Origin of the sequence: Xanthomonas sp. AM6 (genome assembly GCF_025665335.1) — a bacterium.
Classification (GTDB): domain Bacteria; phylum Pseudomonadota; class Gammaproteobacteria; order Xanthomonadales; family Xanthomonadaceae; genus Xanthomonas_A.
Window position 1 is genome coordinate 3,019,994 of sequence record NZ_CP106869.1, and the last position, 15,851, is coordinate 3,035,844.

At 70.9% G+C, this 15,851-nt stretch carries 8 protein-coding genes; 1 reads left to right on the top strand and 7 read right to left on the bottom strand.

Features of this window, described 5'->3' with window-relative positions; genetic code table 11:
* From OCJ37_RS12700 to OCJ37_RS12725, 6 genes are all read right to left on the bottom strand, one after another.
* Complete coding sequence (locus OCJ37_RS12700) at positions 1-1,590, bottom strand: family 43 glycosylhydrolase (RefSeq protein ID WP_263109819.1); 1,590 nt, start codon at positions 1,588-1,590, stop codon at positions 1-3.
* On the bottom strand, positions 1,587-5,819 hold the full coding sequence (locus tag OCJ37_RS12705) for an Ig-like domain-containing protein (protein WP_263113681.1): 4,233 nt from the start codon (positions 5,817-5,819) through the stop codon (positions 1,587-1,589). The genes OCJ37_RS12700 and OCJ37_RS12705 overlap by 4 nt, the downstream gene beginning before the upstream one ends.
* Before the next feature lie 95 nt (positions 5,820-5,914).
* The gene (locus OCJ37_RS12710) at positions 5,915-8,752 is read right to left on the bottom strand and encodes a TonB-dependent receptor domain-containing protein (RefSeq protein ID WP_263109821.1); all 2,838 of its coding nucleotides are present in this window, start codon (positions 8,750-8,752) and stop codon (positions 5,915-5,917) included.
* Positions 8,753-9,088: 336 nt separating this feature from the next.
* Entirely contained in the window at positions 9,089-11,458 is a 2,370-nt protein-coding gene (locus tag OCJ37_RS12715) for a glucosidase family protein (protein ID WP_263109822.1), read from the bottom strand.
* A gap of 259 nt (positions 11,459-11,717) precedes the next feature.
* A complete protein-coding gene (locus OCJ37_RS12720; RefSeq protein ID WP_263109823.1) occupies positions 11,718-12,026 on the bottom strand; it encodes a flagellar basal body rod protein FlgC in 309 nt (102 codons plus the stop codon).
* Positions 12,027-12,512: 486 nt separating this feature from the next.
* A complete protein-coding gene (locus tag OCJ37_RS12725; RefSeq protein WP_263109825.1) occupies positions 12,513-12,680 on the bottom strand; it encodes a hypothetical protein in 168 nt (55 codons plus the stop codon).
* A 194-nt stretch (positions 12,681-12,874) separates the two neighbouring features.
* On the opposite strand from OCJ37_RS12725, the gene OCJ37_RS12730 reads away from it, so the two are divergent.
* Positions 12,875-13,306, top strand: a complete 432-nt coding sequence (locus tag OCJ37_RS12730; protein WP_263109826.1) for a hypothetical protein — start codon at positions 12,875-12,877, stop codon at positions 13,304-13,306.
* 139 nt (positions 13,307-13,445) lie between these two features.
* Here the strand turns inward: OCJ37_RS12730 and OCJ37_RS12735 are convergent, their stop codons facing one another.
* Positions 13,446-15,776, bottom strand: coding sequence for a S9 family peptidase (locus tag OCJ37_RS12735; RefSeq protein ID WP_263109828.1), 2,331 nt, complete (start codon positions 15,774-15,776; stop codon positions 13,446-13,448).
* Positions 15,777-15,851: the final 75 nt, after the last annotated feature.

Consider the following 15,851-nt stretch of genomic DNA (forward strand, 5'->3'; position numbering starts at 1 on the left):
TCAACGATCGTCGCACTGCCGCGCCGCCGCAGCGTCGGCCGGGGCCAGACGCTGCGCGCGCGTGGCCCACAGTTCCCACTCCTGCACCGCGAGTGCGGCGTACTGGCCATCGGCGCCGGACGCATCGAACACCGCGCGCACGCAGCGCGTACTCACCGGCGCGAAGCGCAGCGTCTGCGCGCGGCCGGCGACCGCACCGCGCACGGCCTGCGCCAACGGCAGCCACTGCCCGTCCTTGCGGTATTCGAGATGCCAGCGCGCCGGCGGCGCCACGCCTGCAGTCGCGCCGCGCGGATGGTCGGCCCAGAACACGATGCGGCTGCGGTCCAGCGTCACCGGCTGCGCCCAGCTGTACTGGATCCACTGCTGCGGCGGATTGTGCGCGCTCCAGCTGCCCCACATCTGCGGCGGCAGCGGATTGCGCTTGACCACGCCGTCGTTGAGCGCGGCGATCCAGTACTGGTGCGGGATGTCCGGGCCATTGGAAGCGCTGGCATGGGCGTAGCGGGCGACGTTGCGTTGCGGCGGCAGCGGCGGCTGCGCCCTGCGCGTGGCCAGCACCGGGCGGATCCGCGCCGGCTGCCGGCTGTCGTCCCACTCCAGCCGGTCGATCGCCACACTGCGGCGGAAGTGGCCGCCGCCCTTGGCGTCGGCGGTGTGGTAGACCAGGTACCACTGGCCCTTGAACTGCACGATACCCGGATGCGAAGTGGTCGAGGACACCGGCGCCAGGATCACCCCGCGGTAGGTCCACGGCCCCAGCGGCGACGGCGCGCTGCCGTAGGCGATGCAGGCGTGGTACAGCGTCGGCGTGCAGTCCGACTCCGGCCCGGCACGGTTGCCGGCATAGGCCAGGTAGTAGCTGCCGTTGCGCTTGAACAGCCACGGCGCCTCGAAGTAGCCGTCCAGCGTGGCGACCGCCACCGCTGCGCCCTTGGGCGTGACCATGTCGCGTTCCAGCTCGATGCCGAACAGCTTGCCGAAGGTGCCCCAGTACAGGTACACGCGGCCGTCGTCGTCGACCAGCACGGTCGGGTCGATGTTCTGGATGGTGTTCCTGACCGGCAGCGACTGCGACAGGATCGGCCCTTGCGGATGCGCGTCGCGCCACGGCCCCAGCGGGCTGTCGGCGACCGCCACGCCGATCGCGAACGGATCGGCGTGGCGCGAGCCCTTCTCCTCCACCGGCGCGTACAGGTAGTAGCGCCGGTCCGGCCCCTGCACGATCTGCGCGGCATAGGCGCGGCCCGCGGCGGCCCAGGCGAACACCTGCTCCGGGCGCAGCAGCGACGGGTAGTGGGTCCAGCGGCCGCTGCCGACGTCGTCGGTGGCCAGCAGCTGCCAGCGCCGCATCACGAAGTCGTTGACGTCCGGTGGCGCCTCGTCGCGGCCGGCGATGATGTACAGCGTGCCGTCGGCGACCAGCGGCGCCGGATCGGCGGAATAATCGCGGCCGTCGGCCAGGATCGGATTGCCGGCGGCGTGCACGCTGCGCGCCTGCAACGGCGTGGCCTGCGCGCTGGCGGCGCACGCCACGCAGGCAGCCAGCAAGGCCCATGCGTGGCCGAACGCAACGCGGCGCAGGCTCATGGCGCCACCGCCGCATCGACCACGATCTGCAGGCGCACCGGCAGCTGTCCGCTGCCGCCGCGCCCTTGTGCCGTACCGACGATGCTGGTGCTGCCCGGCGCGGCATACGCAGCCGGCGCCAACGGCGGCCATTGCACCGGCACGCGTTCGCGCGAGCCGTCGTTGTACTGCACGCTGACGTACTCCGGCAGCGCCGGCACCTGTCCGGCGCGCACGTGCAGCGGCGGCGGCGCCTGCACCGTGTTGATCTGGCCCGGAACGCTGGCGCGCACCCATACGCTGGCGGCGACCGGCACGCCGCCGTCGGCCAGGCCCTGCACCTGCACGCGGCCTTCCCCGGCCAGGGACGCGGGCTCGAGCTGCGGCCAGCGCACGCCCAGCCAGGCCCAACTGCCGTCGGCAAAATAGCCGGCGATGCGCTGCGGCAGCGCCGGCGTCTCGCCGGGCGCCACGCGCACGTCGACCGGCTCGGTGCCGTTGGCGCGCTCGGCGAATACCTGCCATTCGTCGATGCCGACCGCGGCGTGGCCGCCGCCCTGCGCGGCGGTGTCCAGCACCGCACGCAACGCGGTGGTGGTCACCGGCGCGAACGCGACGCGGCTCGGCGCGCCACCGCCGGCGACCGGATAGCCGCCGCGCACCGCGATGTCGCGCCACTGGTCGCCGTCGCGGTACTGCAGCGTCCACGTGCGCGGTGGCGCCACCCCGCCCTCGGGCTGGTCGTCCCAGAAGTACAGCGCGGCGCCGTTCACACGCTGCGCTTGCCGCCACTGGTACTGCACCCACACCGAGGCCGGCTGCGCGCGGCCCCAGCTGCCCCAGCGGCGGTCCGCCGACGGCATCTGGCCAGGCTCGGGCAGCACGCCGTCGTTGAGCGCCTGCAGCCGGTGGTGGCCGGCGGTGAACTGCGCGCTGGCCTCGGCCTCGCCCTGCACCTGCAGGCCCTGCCCGGCCGGCACCGGCGCGGCGACCACCGCTACGTCGGCATGGCCCTGCAGCGCGCCGTCGTCGGCCTGCAGCCGCAAGATATAGGCGCCGGGCGCGGTGAAGCGCACGCCGGTGCTCGCCGCCTGTGGATCGTCGAAGATCGCCGCGCCGCCGGGCGCCGCCTGCAACACGCGCCAGTGCAGCGCCAGCGTGCCGTGCGGCAGCGCGTCGTCGCCGACCAGGCCGACAAGGCGCAGCGCGCCGCCACCGGCGCCGTCCTGCTGCCAGGCCTCGACCTGCGGCGCCTGGTTGGGCCTGGCCACCGGCGGCGCGGCGCCGCTGGCATAGGCCTGGATCTCCTTGATCCCGGTGCGCAACGCACCGGCGTGGGTCACCAGCACGCGCAGCCGCTGCACGCGCAACGGCGGGAAGCGCACGCGGTTGCGGTTGCCCTGCGCGATCGACGCATCGCGCACCTGGCCGGGCACCGCTTTCCAGGCATGGCCGTCGAAGTACTGCAGCACGTACAGCCACGGCGGCGCGTAGCCGGCGCGGGTGCCGGAGGGAAAGCCGTGTTGCTCGCCGGGCGGCGAGGAGCTGCGGTAGAAGTACAGGCGCACGTCGTCCAGCGTCTGCGGCCGGCCCAGGTCGAGTTCGATCCAGTCGCTGTGCGACGGCGACCCCACGGTGCCCCAGAACGGTTCGTTGGCGGTGCTGCCGTCCACCGCCGCGGCCGCCGCGAAGCCATCGGCGGCGTAGCTGGCGCTCACCGCCGCGCCTTGCGCGAGGTTGCGCGCGGTTGCCGGCAGCGTGGTGTCCACGCCGGCATCGGCCAGCACGGCGGCGATGCGCGCATCGGCAGCGAAGCGCACCTGCGCCGGCGTCTGCAGTGCGCGTGCGTGAGAGGCGAGCACCCGCACCTGCGCGGCATCCGCATTGACCGCATCCGGCAGCGCCTGCACCTGGCCGCTGGCCGGATCGTAGAGCACATGCGCCAGGCGATCGACGGTGAACGCCAGCCTCCCGTCCAGGTACACCGAATAGCCCTTGGGTACCGCACCGCCGTAGTGGCGACCGTCGCGGTCCCAGACGATGCTCAGGTCGCGGTCGCGGTAACGCAGGCCGTCGGCGGCGAAGTGATCCCAGCCGATGTCGATCGGATACAGCTCGATCCTGGCGTCGCTGCGCGGGCGCAGGCCCATCGCGTCCTCGATCACGGTGAAGTTGGTCGCGCCGAGCTGGGTGTGGTGGATCCACGAGCGGTAGCCGATATGGCCGCCATCGGCGGCGCTGCCCTGCGCCCAGAACTCGTTCTGGTCCGGGTAGCGGTTGTCGCCGTCGATGTAGTGCGCCCAGGCGTTCCAGTACAGCAGCTTGCGGTAGCTGGCCGCGTCCAGGTACGGGCTGGGATAGTCGCGCAATGCGCTGCCGAGCAGGCGGAACGCCACGGTGGAGTTGATCACCGAGAAGTTGTTGCTACCGCCGGCGCCGCGCGCCTGCTGGTCGGCCTGGTTGGCGGTGTAGAACGGGAAGATCGGATACTGCCGTGCGTCGGCGAACAGGCGCAGCGCGCGCACGTACTTCGGGTCGTCATCGGCCTCGCCCCGCTTCGGCATCAGGCCGACGCTGAACGGGTAGTAGTTGTTGGTCTCCTTCCAGTCCACCGGCAAGCGCGCACCGTCGGCCTGGCGCTGCTTGAGCAGGTCGCCGTGCAGGCCCATGCCGTCGGCGGCCGCGCTGCGGTCCTGCCACAGCACGTCGAGCACGGCGCGGCGGATCTTCGCCGCCAGCGCCTGCATCCGCGCCGCGGTCGCGGTATCGCCGGACAGTTGCGCCGCCTGCGCGGCGGCCAGCGCATTGGCGTAGACGTAGGCGCTCTCGCTGCGGTCCATGCGGATCTGGCCGTGCCGCTTGGCCCAGTCGAAGGACACCGCGTCGGCGTCGTTGCCGGTCATCGCCGCCCAGTCGTACTCGATCAGGCCGTTGCCGTTGCGGTCGTAGGCGCGCAGCAGTGCGTCCACGTCGGCGCTGGCGTAGCGCGCCAGCTGCGCCGCCACCGACGGCGGCCCGCCGTGCAGCTGGTAGGCGCGCCACGCGGCGGCGCTGAGGTACTGGGCATAGGAATTGGACCAGTTCTCCGGCGCGCCGGGATTGTCCACGTACTTGCCGCCGCCGGCGGTTTCGCCCGCGCCCAGCCACGAGCCGTAGGCATAGCTGGGATCGCGCAGGTACTTGAGGTCGTCGATGAACATGCCGGTGGTCAGCACGATCGCGTTGTCGTAGCCGAGCACGCCTTCGATCGCCACCGGGAACTGGTAGTCGTTGCCGGGCACCGCGGCGTCGAGGAAATTGAAGCGCAGCAGCCACCAGCGGTAGAACAACGTCTTGTCGATGTTGTCCTCGGGCGTGTCCAGGTACGGCAGGGTGTCGGCCCACCAGCGGTTGTAGGCGACCACGTGCTCGGTGTACGCCTGCTGCGGCGATTGCGCGGCGATGCGCCGGTACGCCTGCAGCGAGGTGGGCAGCTCGCGGGTGACCAGTCCCAGTTGCACCTTCAGCGCGGCCGCCTCGCCGTTCGCCGGCAGCGCCACGCGACGCGCGATGGAACCGCCGTCGACCGCGAAGCCGTCGCCGGACAGGCGCGGGAACACGGTGGTGATCGCATTATGGGTAGCGAACGCGCCGGTCAGTTCGGCGCCGTCGGCATGCGTGGCCATCGGCGAGGTCGCGCGCAGCACCAGCGTGCGCGCCTTGCCGTCGCTGCTGGACAGCGTGGCCTGCGCCACCGCCACGTTCTGCTCGCTGATGAACTTGACCAGGCGCAGCCGCACGCCGGCGCCTGGGTCGGCATAGACGCTGCTGAAGTAGCTCGGCGTCTGCCGCCGCTGCGCGCTGTCCTCGACCAGTTGCAGCGGCTTGCCGTCGATCTCCGCCTGCAACCGGAACAGCGCATCGTGGCCGGTCTTGTGCACGTAGGCGACGTCGCCGACGAAGCCCGGCTGCTGCGGCTCGTGCGTGTACATGTAGGCGGCGCGGCCGCGGCTGAACAGCCAGTTGTTGCTGTCGTCGAATCCGCCGCCGGTGCCGCTGCGCGCGAGCATGCGGTCGATCCAGAAATCCTTGCCCGGCGCGGTGCCGGCGCCGGCCGCCAGGTCGGCGGCGAACACCCGCTGCAGATGGCCGCCCGGCGCGAAGGCGACGCCGCTGTCCGGCAGCGGCCGCGCGTCGCCCTTGAAACGCGGGTAGCCCAGCGCGGCGTTGCTGGCCTGCAATCCTTCGCCGTCGCTTACCGCGCCCGCCACCGTGGCGACCGCGGCGCTCAGCAGCGCCGCGGCCAGCGCCACCGCGGCGCGGCGCCGCCTGCCCGGCACGGCCCTGCCGCCGCCCGCCGCCAGGCTCAAAACTCGGTCCTGAGCCGCGCCCAGAAATACCGCCCCAGCGTGTCGTAGGTGAACGCGTCGGTGTTGGCCGCGCTGGCGTAGCCGTAGTACTGCGGCGGCTTGCGGTTGCCGACGTTGTTCGCGCCAGCCGACAGCGTGGTGTGCAGGCTTTCGAACTTCCGGCTCAGCGACACGTCGTGGTAGGTCACCGTGCCGACCCGGAAATAGACGCAGCTGCCGTCGGCGGCGGTGTTCACGCAGAAGTCCTCGTAGGCGCTGCCGACCGTGGTCGGACCGAGCAGGCGCGTGTTCCAGCTCGCGTGCCACGGCCCGTTGTCCCAGCCCAGGTTGAAGCTGGCGCGCCAGCGCGGCATGTTGCCGTAGCTGGAGGTCTCGCCGACGTAGTTGTGGCTGTCGCCGCTGAAGGTGTAGCTGGACAGGAACGTGGCGTCCACGCCGGCCTGGAAGCTGCCCCAGGCGGTGTCGCGCAGTGCGTACTTGATGCCGATGTCGTAGCCGCGGATGTCGACCTTGCCGCTGTTGATCGCGAACGGCACGGTCACGCTGACCAGCTGCCCGCTGGCGTTGCGCTGGATCAACGGACAGTACGCGCTCTGGCCGTCGTAGCAGTTCTGCAGCACCTGGTCCAGGCCGGAGCCGTTGATCATGTCGTCGAGCGTGACCCGCCAGCTGTCCAGGTTCAACGACAATCCCTCCGCCCAGCCCGGATCGTAGACCGCGCCGAGGTTGTAGGAACGGCCCTGCTCGGGCTTGATCGCGAACCCAGCGTTGGCCGAACCGGTGGTCAGCACGGTGAACGAGGAGGTGTTGGCGAAGCTGCCGTCGGTGGGCACGTTGGCGCAGGCCGCGGGATTGCCGCCGCCGGTGTAGCCGACGCACGGATCGGTGAAGTCGCCGGTGGCGTCGACCACCGCGTTGAACGGCGAGCCGTACAGGTCGCCCAGCGCCGGCGCGCGGAACACCTCCGAGCCGGTGGCGCGGATCAGCAGGTTGTCGATCGGCCGCCATTCCAGCGCGATCTTGCTGTTGGTGGTGTCGCCCCAGTAGTCGTACTTGGAATAGCGCGTGCCCAGGTTGAGGTTCAGCGCCTGCGCGCCGGGCAGGTCCTTGAGCAGCGGGATCAGCACTTCGGCGTAGGCCTCCTTGATGGTCTCGTCGTGGCCCTGGTTCATGATGCAGCCGTCGTTGTAGTCGCAGTTGCCGCCCGCATCGGCGGCGGCGACCGGATTGCTGGTGCCCTGCGAGAAATCGTTCTTGCGCAACGACAAGCCGAACGCGGCCTGCACCATGCCTGCCGGCATCTTGAACAGGTCGCCGTTGACGCTGGCCTCGGCGAACTTCATCGTGCTCTCGTCGATCAGGTCGACCGCGCTCTGGGTGGCCTTGATCGCGGCGATGGTCGCCGGGTCGTCCGGGTTGAACACGTTGATCGGGGTGCAGCCGGCGATCACGTTGCCGGGCGTGCCGCACTTGACCACGCCGTCGCTGTCCAGGAACGAAGCGCCGGCCGCGTTGTTCAGCGCCGAGGTGATCGAGAAGCCGTTGCGCACCAGGGTGTCCTTGTAGCGCGCATAGCCGGCCGCCGCGTCCCATTGCCAGCTGCTGCTGTCGGCGAACTTGCCGCGCAGCCCGGCCACGATGTTGGTCTGGTACATGGTCGAGGAATAGACGCGGGTATTGGCCGGCACCGAGCGCAGCAGGTAGCGCGACAGGTCGGCGCCGAACGGGTTGTAGTAGTTCTGCGCGGCGTTGGGCAGCTCCAGGCCGTAGGCGGTCAGCTGCGAGGTGGTCTCGCTGCGGGTCCAGAACATGTCCAGGTAGCCCTGCACGTTCGGGGTGAAATCGAAGCTGGCGTGCGCGGAGAAGTTGGTGCGCTGCACCGGGGTGATCAGGTATTGGCCAGTGTAGGAGTTGTAGCCCTCCACCGCCTGGTCGTAGGGATGGAAGTCGCCGGCGTCGACCGCGCCGGGCGCCAGGCCGCTGTTCGGGGTCAGCACGCGGCCGTCGCCGAGGAAGGCGCGGGTGCCGTTGCCGCGGCGTTCCACCACCTGGCCGTTGAGATAGTTCACCGCGGTCCTGGCGTAGCTGCGGTCCGCGTCGAACAGCGCGTTCATCGAGCTGCGGCTCAGGCCCAGGATCAGCCCGCCGCGCTCCCAGGTCTTGCCCCACTCCAGGCCGACCGAGCGGCGGTTGCCGTCGCCGTGGGTGCTCTGGCCGTAGTCGACGGTGGCCGCGGCGCCGTCGTACTTGTCCTTGAGGATGATGTTGACCACGCCGGCGATCGCATCGGAGCCGTACACCGAGGAGGCGCCGTCGGTCAGCACCTCGATGCGCTCGACCATCGCCGCCGGGATCGCGTTGATGTCCACGCCCGGCGCGGCGGAGACGCTGCTGGCCGGCCCGGCCATGCGGTGGCCGTTGACCAGCACCAGGGTGCGCTCGGCGCCGAGGTTGCGCAGCGACACCAGCGCGCGGCCATGGCTGAAGCCGGAGTTGAGCGAGATGTTGGGCATGTTGCCGGCCATCGCCGGCAGCTGCTGCAGCAGTTGCCCGAGCGTGTTCTGGCCGCTGTCCTCGATCCGCTGCCGGTCGATGGTGATCACCGGGCTGGCGGTCTCCGCATCGACGCGGCGGATGTGGCTGCCGGTCACGGTGACCCGTTCCAGCGTGGTCGCCGCCGCGTCTTCGCCGGCGCCGGCGTCCTGCGCCGCTGCGGCCGGCGCAGCCGCGGCCACGACCAGGGCGGTACAGATCGCCGCAGCCAGCGGGCCGCGCCGCTGCGCGTGGCGCCAGGACGACGGGAACAGCGCTGCGCGTTCAGACAAAGACGACATCGGAATCTCCTGGGGCGGGCGACGCATGGCGATCGGCAGGGCCGGCGCGCCCATCCCCAGGCGGCCGTCCCCATCGCCACGGTCGTTGGCGAGTACGGAAGGACGTCGTCGTGGCGCGCGGCTGGCAGGACATTCCCGTCGTCGCGCGCACGGCGACGCGGGTGACTGCGCGTTGCGTGCGGCACTGCTTCGTGCAGGAATCTCCCCCGGAGAATTCACTGCACGGCCACAATGTGCGCGTAGGGTGACGGCCCCGTCTTGTCGTATTTATCGGGAAAATGTGCGGAATATCGCACTGCGCGGCGCGCAGCGGGACGTTTCCGACTTTTTCGCCACTCAGCCGTAGGCGGCCGAAATCGTCATTTGCCGCGCGGCGCCGGCAGGCACCGCCACGCGCTCGTTGCGCGGCCCGGACACCGCCACCGCGCGCCCGTCGATCCGCACCTCGCGCAGCTGCGTGCCGGCCGGCACGCGCAGGGTCAGCCAGGTCCGCGCCGGCGCCTGCGCCGGCAGGGTCAGCGTGCCTTCGATGCGCTTGCGCGCCGGATCGCCGCGCAGGGCCAGCGACACCGGGCCCCAGCGGGTCGGCGCGGCCTCGATCGCGATCGCCTCGCCGCTGCCCAGCCACGCGCGCGGCAGCGCGCGCGCTAGGAACAGTCCCTCGCCGGCGCTGTCCTCGAACACCAGCATCCAGCGCAGCAGCAGCGGGATGGTCATCTGCGCCGGGATGCAGAACAGCGGCATGCCGCCGGTGATGCCGCTGACCTCGCCGGCGGTCCAGCTGCCGCGGGTGTGCACGTGGTAGCGGTGCGCGTACAGGAACAGCAGGTATTCCTCGATCCGGTCCAGGCGCAGCAGCTGCTGCGCGTAGCCATAGGAGATGAAGCCGAGCAGGTCGCGGCCTTCCGGCGTGGGCGGGGCGATGTTGCCGACCACGCCCAGGCTGGTGCCGCCGTGGCCGCGCACGCAGTCGATGACCAGGTGCGCCAGATCGTCGGGCAGCACGTCGGCCTGCAGCAGTTCGGCGTAGACCCGGTGCGGCCAGCCCTGTTCGCTGGGCTTTTCCTGCAGCAGCGACTGGCGGAAGGTCAGCGTCACCCCCGGCAGCGGGCCGATGTAGGGCGGGCTCAGGTCGCGGCGGATGTTGCCGCGCAGGGTCTTGTGCAGCTGCGCGGTGAGCTGCCGCGCGCGCCGCTGCCATTGCGCCGCGGTGCCCTGCGCGCCCGCGCCGGCGATCGTGGTCCACACCGCGGCGATGTCCTGCCAGCCGCGCACGGCCAGCGCGCTGTTGGCGTAGTACGGCTTCCACCACAGCGTGGGATCGGGGAACAGGCAGGCGTCGGATTCGTTCCAGCCGTGGATCAGGCCGTACCCAGGCGCCTTGGCCGGCAGTTGCAGGCTCGCGTCGTGCAGTTCCAGCAGGAGTTGCGCGGTGGCCTCGATCTTGCCGCGGTGCTTGCGCAGCAGCGCCGCATCGCCGGTGTAGCGCAGGTAGCGCGCCAGCAGCGACAGGGTCAGGCCGAACTGGCCGGTCTCCGCGCCGCGCATGTTGACCATGCCGTCGTCCTGCACGAAGTCGCTGAAATAGCCGTCGAGCACCGCCGCGGCCTGCGCGAAGCGGCCCCACTCCAGGTTCGCGTACAGCGAGCTGGTGAAGGTGTCCTGGAAACCGTCGTATTCGTTGCCGTAGTAGTCGCGGTCCACCGCGCCGTATTTCGGATAGGTGCCGCCGGGGCGCACCACCAGCTCGCGGGCGAAGGCGAAGCGCGCCATGTCGCTCCAGCTGGGGTCGGGCAGCGTCGCCTGCACGGTGTCGGCCAGCAGCCCCTGCCAGTAGCCGGCGAAGGCGAGCAGGCCGCGGTAGAAGTCCTCGGCGCTGCGCGGGCCGCGCCGCGGCGGATAGTCGGGGTAGCTGTAGCCGTACACCACCTTGGTCACCTTGCCGTGCTCGACCAGCGCGCTGCGGTGCCAGGTCTGCACGATGAAGCGGTCGGTGGCCAGCACGTCGGCGAACAGCAGCACGTCGTAGTAGCGGCCCTCGCCGGCCGGCACCACCTTGCGCACCGCCGGCATCCAGCCGCCGATCAGGCCCTCGTGGCGGCGTTCCACCAGTTCGGCCTTGCCCAGGTCGGGAAACGCGTGCAGCGCGCGATAGCAGCGGGTGCGCCCGTCCGGGTACACCGGCATGGTGTCGGCGCATTCGCGGGTGCCGACGAAAGTGGTCCACGGCAGGCGGCCGTTGTAGTCCTTCGGATCCAGCTTGGAGGCCGGCGGCGGCGCCGCGTCGCGCACCTCCTCCGGGCGCGGATCGCCGTCGCGCAGCAGGCGGTCGGCGAGCAGGTCGGCCTCGGCCATCGCCACCTCGGCCAGCTGCATGCCGAAGTACGGCGGCTGCGCGCTGGGGTAGACCGGTTCGGTGCGCTTGCCGAGCACCAGCGCGCCGCCCGGGCCGAGCAGGGTCAGGTCGCCGTCGGCGCTGCGCAGGTCCTCGTACACCTGCCATTGCGCGCCGGCCTCGACGAAGCGGCATTGCAGGGTGTGGCCGGCCAGCGCGTCGGCGGCCAGCGGCTGCAGCCGTGGTGCGGCGGGCGCGGGCGCCGTCGCCGGTGCCGCGTTGGCGGACGCCGCGACGCTGCCGGCGAGCGCCTCGACCCCGGCCACCGCGCCGACCGCCAGCCCCTGTCGCAGGAAATCTCTCCGATCCATGTCCCGTCCCCGATGAGCAATAGCGCATCATCGTGCGCCGCAGGCGCGGCGACGTCTTGTGCGCTGTGCCGAGGATCGGTGCGGAAAATCGCATAGCCGGACGAGGTGGAAGCGGCGGCACGCGGCTCCGCGCGCGCCCTCATCCGCCCGTTCGGGACCTTCCTCGAAAGGGGGCCATGGGCCGAGGGAGAGAGCTGAAGCAAGCCTGCCTAGCCCTTTCGGGGCACCACTCTTCCGGTGGAGAAGCGAGCGGCGCGACTCAGGCGAGGATGTCGAGCAGGCTGCCGATGGTGTCGTCGGCCGCGCGCAGCACGCGCGCGTTGGCCTGGAAGTCGTTGCGTGCCGACAGCCCGCCGACCATGTCGTCGACCAGGTCGCTGCCCTCGCCGCCGGCCGCCTGCACCTGGACGCGCACGCCGCCCCCGGCCGCTTCCTGGTTGGCCGTGACCTGGCGCTGGAAGCCCTCGGTGGCGGCGTTGGCCACGTTGTGCGCGCGCGCCTGCAGCCCGGACGCGGCGGCGCGCATGCCGGACAGGGCGATCGAGGACACCGAGGCGATGGAACTCATGCGCGTTTGCTCGTCGGGCGGCCGCGGTGCGGCCGCAAGGTCGGTAGGGTGCCACAATCGCCCGCGGCACGGCGGATCGCTGCATGGGTACCGAGCCTGCAGTCGGCCCGTCGCCGTTCGCCAGCGTACGAACCGATCACTGCCATCGACGCGGCGGCCCTGCTCCATGCGCAGCGGTTGTCCATCCTCGGCATCGGCACGACCGCGGACAACTTCAATCCGGGAATTCAAACCTGTGACCAGGGCCACATTCGACTGCCGTTCCCGCGCCAGCGCGCGCGGCAAAGGCGCGCATATCGACGTACACGTTCGCCTCCGGCTCGCCCTTGGCGCGCTACGCGCGAATGGAAGAAGGGATCAGCGGTGATCCATTTCAGCATGTAGCGCACCCGACGCCGGCGTCATGGCCGGAAGCCACCGCTCGTTCGTCGCGACTGAAGTCGCTCCCGCATCTTCCGGTTCTTCCGTTGCCGCGCGGCAGCGCGATCAAGCGCAACCCGATGACGAGGTCGATTTCTTCCGGGAGGTTCCTGCCGTGCGCGCAGTGCGACGCGGCCAATGCTTCGACGCTTCGATCGTCGTCATCGCCAGGCCGGCTGCGAATGCTTCCGGTGCACCGGCAACTTTCAGCACGACATCGATCAGCTGCACCATGCGCAGCACCTGCGCAGACCCGGTCGTTTCTCGACGGCACGATCACGACGCTGTACGGCGCACCTCGATGGACAGCTGCACCGCTACCGCGTGCTTGTCGGGTATGCGAGGCTGGCTCGGACAGAACGCATTTTTGCGTATGCGAAAGCAACGGAGACAGCGTGGCAACAGTACAGACGAAAATGCTCGGGAAGATGCTGGCGATCGTCGCCATGGCCGCCGCCGGATCGACCGCCGGCACAGCGCTCGCCAGCGCCGACACCTCGCCCAAGCCCGGCGGAGTGTTCCTGCTCAAGCCCGGGGTCTTCGTGGCGGACGGCCAGCGCTGTTCGGATCCGGCCAATGCCGGGATCCGCATCTACGACGGCAAGGGCATCCACGGCTCGGCCACCCACGCCTGCGTCGCCAAAGTCGTCGAGAAGCGCGGCAACCGCTATCTGGTGGACCAGTCGTGCATCGACACGCCGGCCGGCGATGGCCCAAGGACGGTCGCACGCGAGTCGATCGTGGTACAGGACGCCCTCACCTTCGTCATGGGCAAGGGCCGGAAGGCGGCGAAGTTCAGCTACTGCCCGGCTTCGGAACTGCCTTCCTGGCTCAAGCCTTCGGCCAAGACCCACGATTGAACGGCACCGCTGCGCGAAGCGCTTGATCCGCTCCCTGTAGGAGCGGCTTCAGCCGCGACAGGATGTCCCCGCGCCGCCATCGCGCGGCTCCGGTGCCGCGGCTGAAGCCGCTCCCACAGGCGAGGCGACGCGTGGCTCGTCACCGCGCACGTTGCGACGGCAGCGCATTCCAGCGCGGCGTCGGCGCATCCAGCAGGTGCCGCACGAAGAAGTCGTACTGGCGGCGCTGCACGTAGTCGATCGGGCCGCTGGAGCGGCCCACCGAATGCTCGCCGCCGGGCACGTTCAGCAGGTCGAAATCCTTGCCGGCCTTGATCAGCGCATCCACCACCTGCGCGGTGGAGGCCGGATCGACGTTGCTGTCCTGCTCGCCGACGATCAGCAGCAGCTCGCCGCGCAGCTTGGCCGCGTTGTCCACGCCGGAGGCGGCGGCGTAGCTGGCGTCCACCGGCCAACCCATCCACTGCTCGTTCCAGCTGATCTTGTCCATGCGGTTGTCGTAGCAGCCGGCATAGGCCACGCCGACCTTGTAGAAGTCCGGATGCCGCTCCAGCGCGCCCAGCGTGCTCTGCCCGCCGGCCGAGGCGCCGTAGATGCCGACGCGGGAGACGTCGTAGGACGGATCCTGCGCGGCCAGCGCCCTGTGCCAGGCGATGCGGTCGGGGAAGCCGGAGTCGCCGAGGTTCTTCCAGGCCACGTCGTGGAACGCCTTGGAGCGGTTGGCGGTGCCCATGCCATCGATCATCACCACGATGAAGCCCAGGTCGGCCTGCGCCTGCATGCCGATCTGCTTGTCGCCGCCGGAGTGGTAGCCGAACGGCCAGAAGGTCTTGGGCACGAAGCTGTCGTGCGGGCCGGCGTAGATGTTCTCGATCACCGGATACTTCTTGGCCGGATCGTAGTCGCGCGGGCGCACCACCATGCCCCAGATGTCGGTGCGGCCGTCGCGGCCCTTGGCCACGAAGGTCTGCGGCGCGCGCCAGCCGGCGGCCTGCAGCTTGCCGATGTCGCCACGCTCGACCACCTGCAGCAGCGTGCCGTCGATGGCGTGCAGTTCCATCACCGGCGGCAGGTCCGGGCGCGAATAGGTGTCCACGTAGTGGCGGCCGTCGCCGGCGATGGCCACGTCGTGGTCGGCATCGGCCTGGGTCAGGCGGGTCAGCCCGCGGCCGTCGAAGCCGACGCTGAACAGCTGCCGGTAGTACGGGTCCTTGCCCGCGTCCATGCCGCTGGCGGAGAACCAGATGCGCCGCTGCGCATCGTCCACGCGCAGCACCTCGCGCACGATCCATTCGCCCTTGGTGATCTGCGTCTTGACCTTGCCGCTGTCGCCGTCGAACAGGTACAGGTGGCGCCAGCCGTCGCGCTCGGAGATCCACAGGATTTCCTTGCCGAGCCCGTCCACGTCGTGGCGAAAGCTGCGGTCGGCGTAGACGAAGGTCCTGGCGTCCTCGCCCACCGCCACGCGCGCGCGGCCGCTGGCCGCGTCCACCGCGATCGCGCGCATGCGCTGGAAACCGCGCTGCACGTAGTCGAACACGAAGCTGCGGCCGTCCGTGCGCCACTGGATCGGCGAGAGCTGGTACGGATTGGCGAACAGCGCATCGTCGATGGCGATGCGGCGCACGCCCGCGCCGGCGGACACCCCGGCGAGATCGAACAGCACCGGCCGCTCGATGTCCACCGCGTCGCCGGGCTTGGGATACAGCTGGGTGCGCACCCGCGGCTGGCCGCCGCCCGGCGGCGCCGCCTCCACCCGTGTCACCCGCCGCGCGAAGCCCGGGCGCACCCGGTACAGCGCCAGCCGCTGCGAATCGGGCGACCAGGCCAGCGTTTCCGGATCGTAGAAATCGTCGGCGCGGCCGTCCTCGCTCAGGCGCCGCAGACGGCCGTCGGCGACGCTGCGCAGCACGATGTCGTGGCCGTCGGCGAACGCCTCCCAGCGCCCGTCCGGCGAGCGCCGCGGCGTGTTGTCGGCGGCCACCGCCGGATCGCGGACCACGCCGAAGCCGCGCGGCCGCGGCGGCGGACCGCCGTCCAGGCGCGCGCACACGTAGTCGATCAAGGTGCAGCGCCACGGCGCGTAGTCGATCTGGAACTCGATCGCCGCATTGTCGCGACCGGCCTCGGCCGCATAGCTGAAACGCTCGAACGGCAGCCGCAGCGCCGGGTACTCGGTCCCGGCCGCGGCGCTCAGCGCGCGCGCCAGCCGCGCCGCATCGAACGCCGGCTGCTTGCGCTGGCCGGCCACGTCCTCGAGCACGAAGGCGAAACCGCCGGGCACGGTCTTGCGGTAGTAGAACGCGCCGCCGTCGCGCCACTGCGCCGGCCACGCGACGTTCTCGGTCAGGCCCATCCACGCCTCGCGCAGGCCGAGCGAGCGCTGGTAGTCGGCGGCGCTCGGCGCGGCCTGGGCGTAGCCGGCGCAGGACGCCGCGGCCAGCACGATCGATGCAACCAATCTGTTCATTGTGTTCCGATATCCCCTGAATTCCCTGCCTTTCTGTAGGAGCGGCTTCAGCCGCGACAGGCGCTCTGCAGCATG

Excerpts from the sequence above, each read along its gene's own strand:
- OCJ37_RS12735 (WP_263109828.1), bottom strand. The coding sequence starts at position 15,776 with ATGAACAGATTGGTTGCATCGATCGTGCTGGCCGCGGCGTCCTGCGCC.
- OCJ37_RS12700 (WP_263109819.1), bottom strand. The coding sequence starts at position 1,590 with ATGAGCCTGCGCCGCGTTGCGTTCGGCCACGCATGGGCCTTGCTGGCT.
- OCJ37_RS12710 (WP_263109821.1), bottom strand. The coding sequence starts at position 8,752 with ATGTCGTCTTTGTCTGAACGCGCAGCGCTGTTCCCGTCGTCCTGGCGC.
- OCJ37_RS12715 (WP_263109822.1), bottom strand. The coding sequence starts at position 11,458 with ATGGATCGGAGAGATTTCCTGCGACAGGGGCTGGCGGTCGGCGCGGTG.
- OCJ37_RS12720 (WP_263109823.1), bottom strand. The coding sequence starts at position 12,026 with ATGAGTTCCATCGCCTCGGTGTCCTCGATCGCCCTGTCCGGCATGCGC.
- OCJ37_RS12730 (WP_263109826.1), top strand. The coding sequence starts at position 12,875 with ATGCTGGCGATCGTCGCCATGGCCGCCGCCGGATCGACCGCCGGCACA.
- OCJ37_RS12725 (WP_263109825.1), bottom strand. The coding sequence starts at position 12,680 with ATGGTGCAGCTGATCGATGTCGTGCTGAAAGTTGCCGGTGCACCGGAA.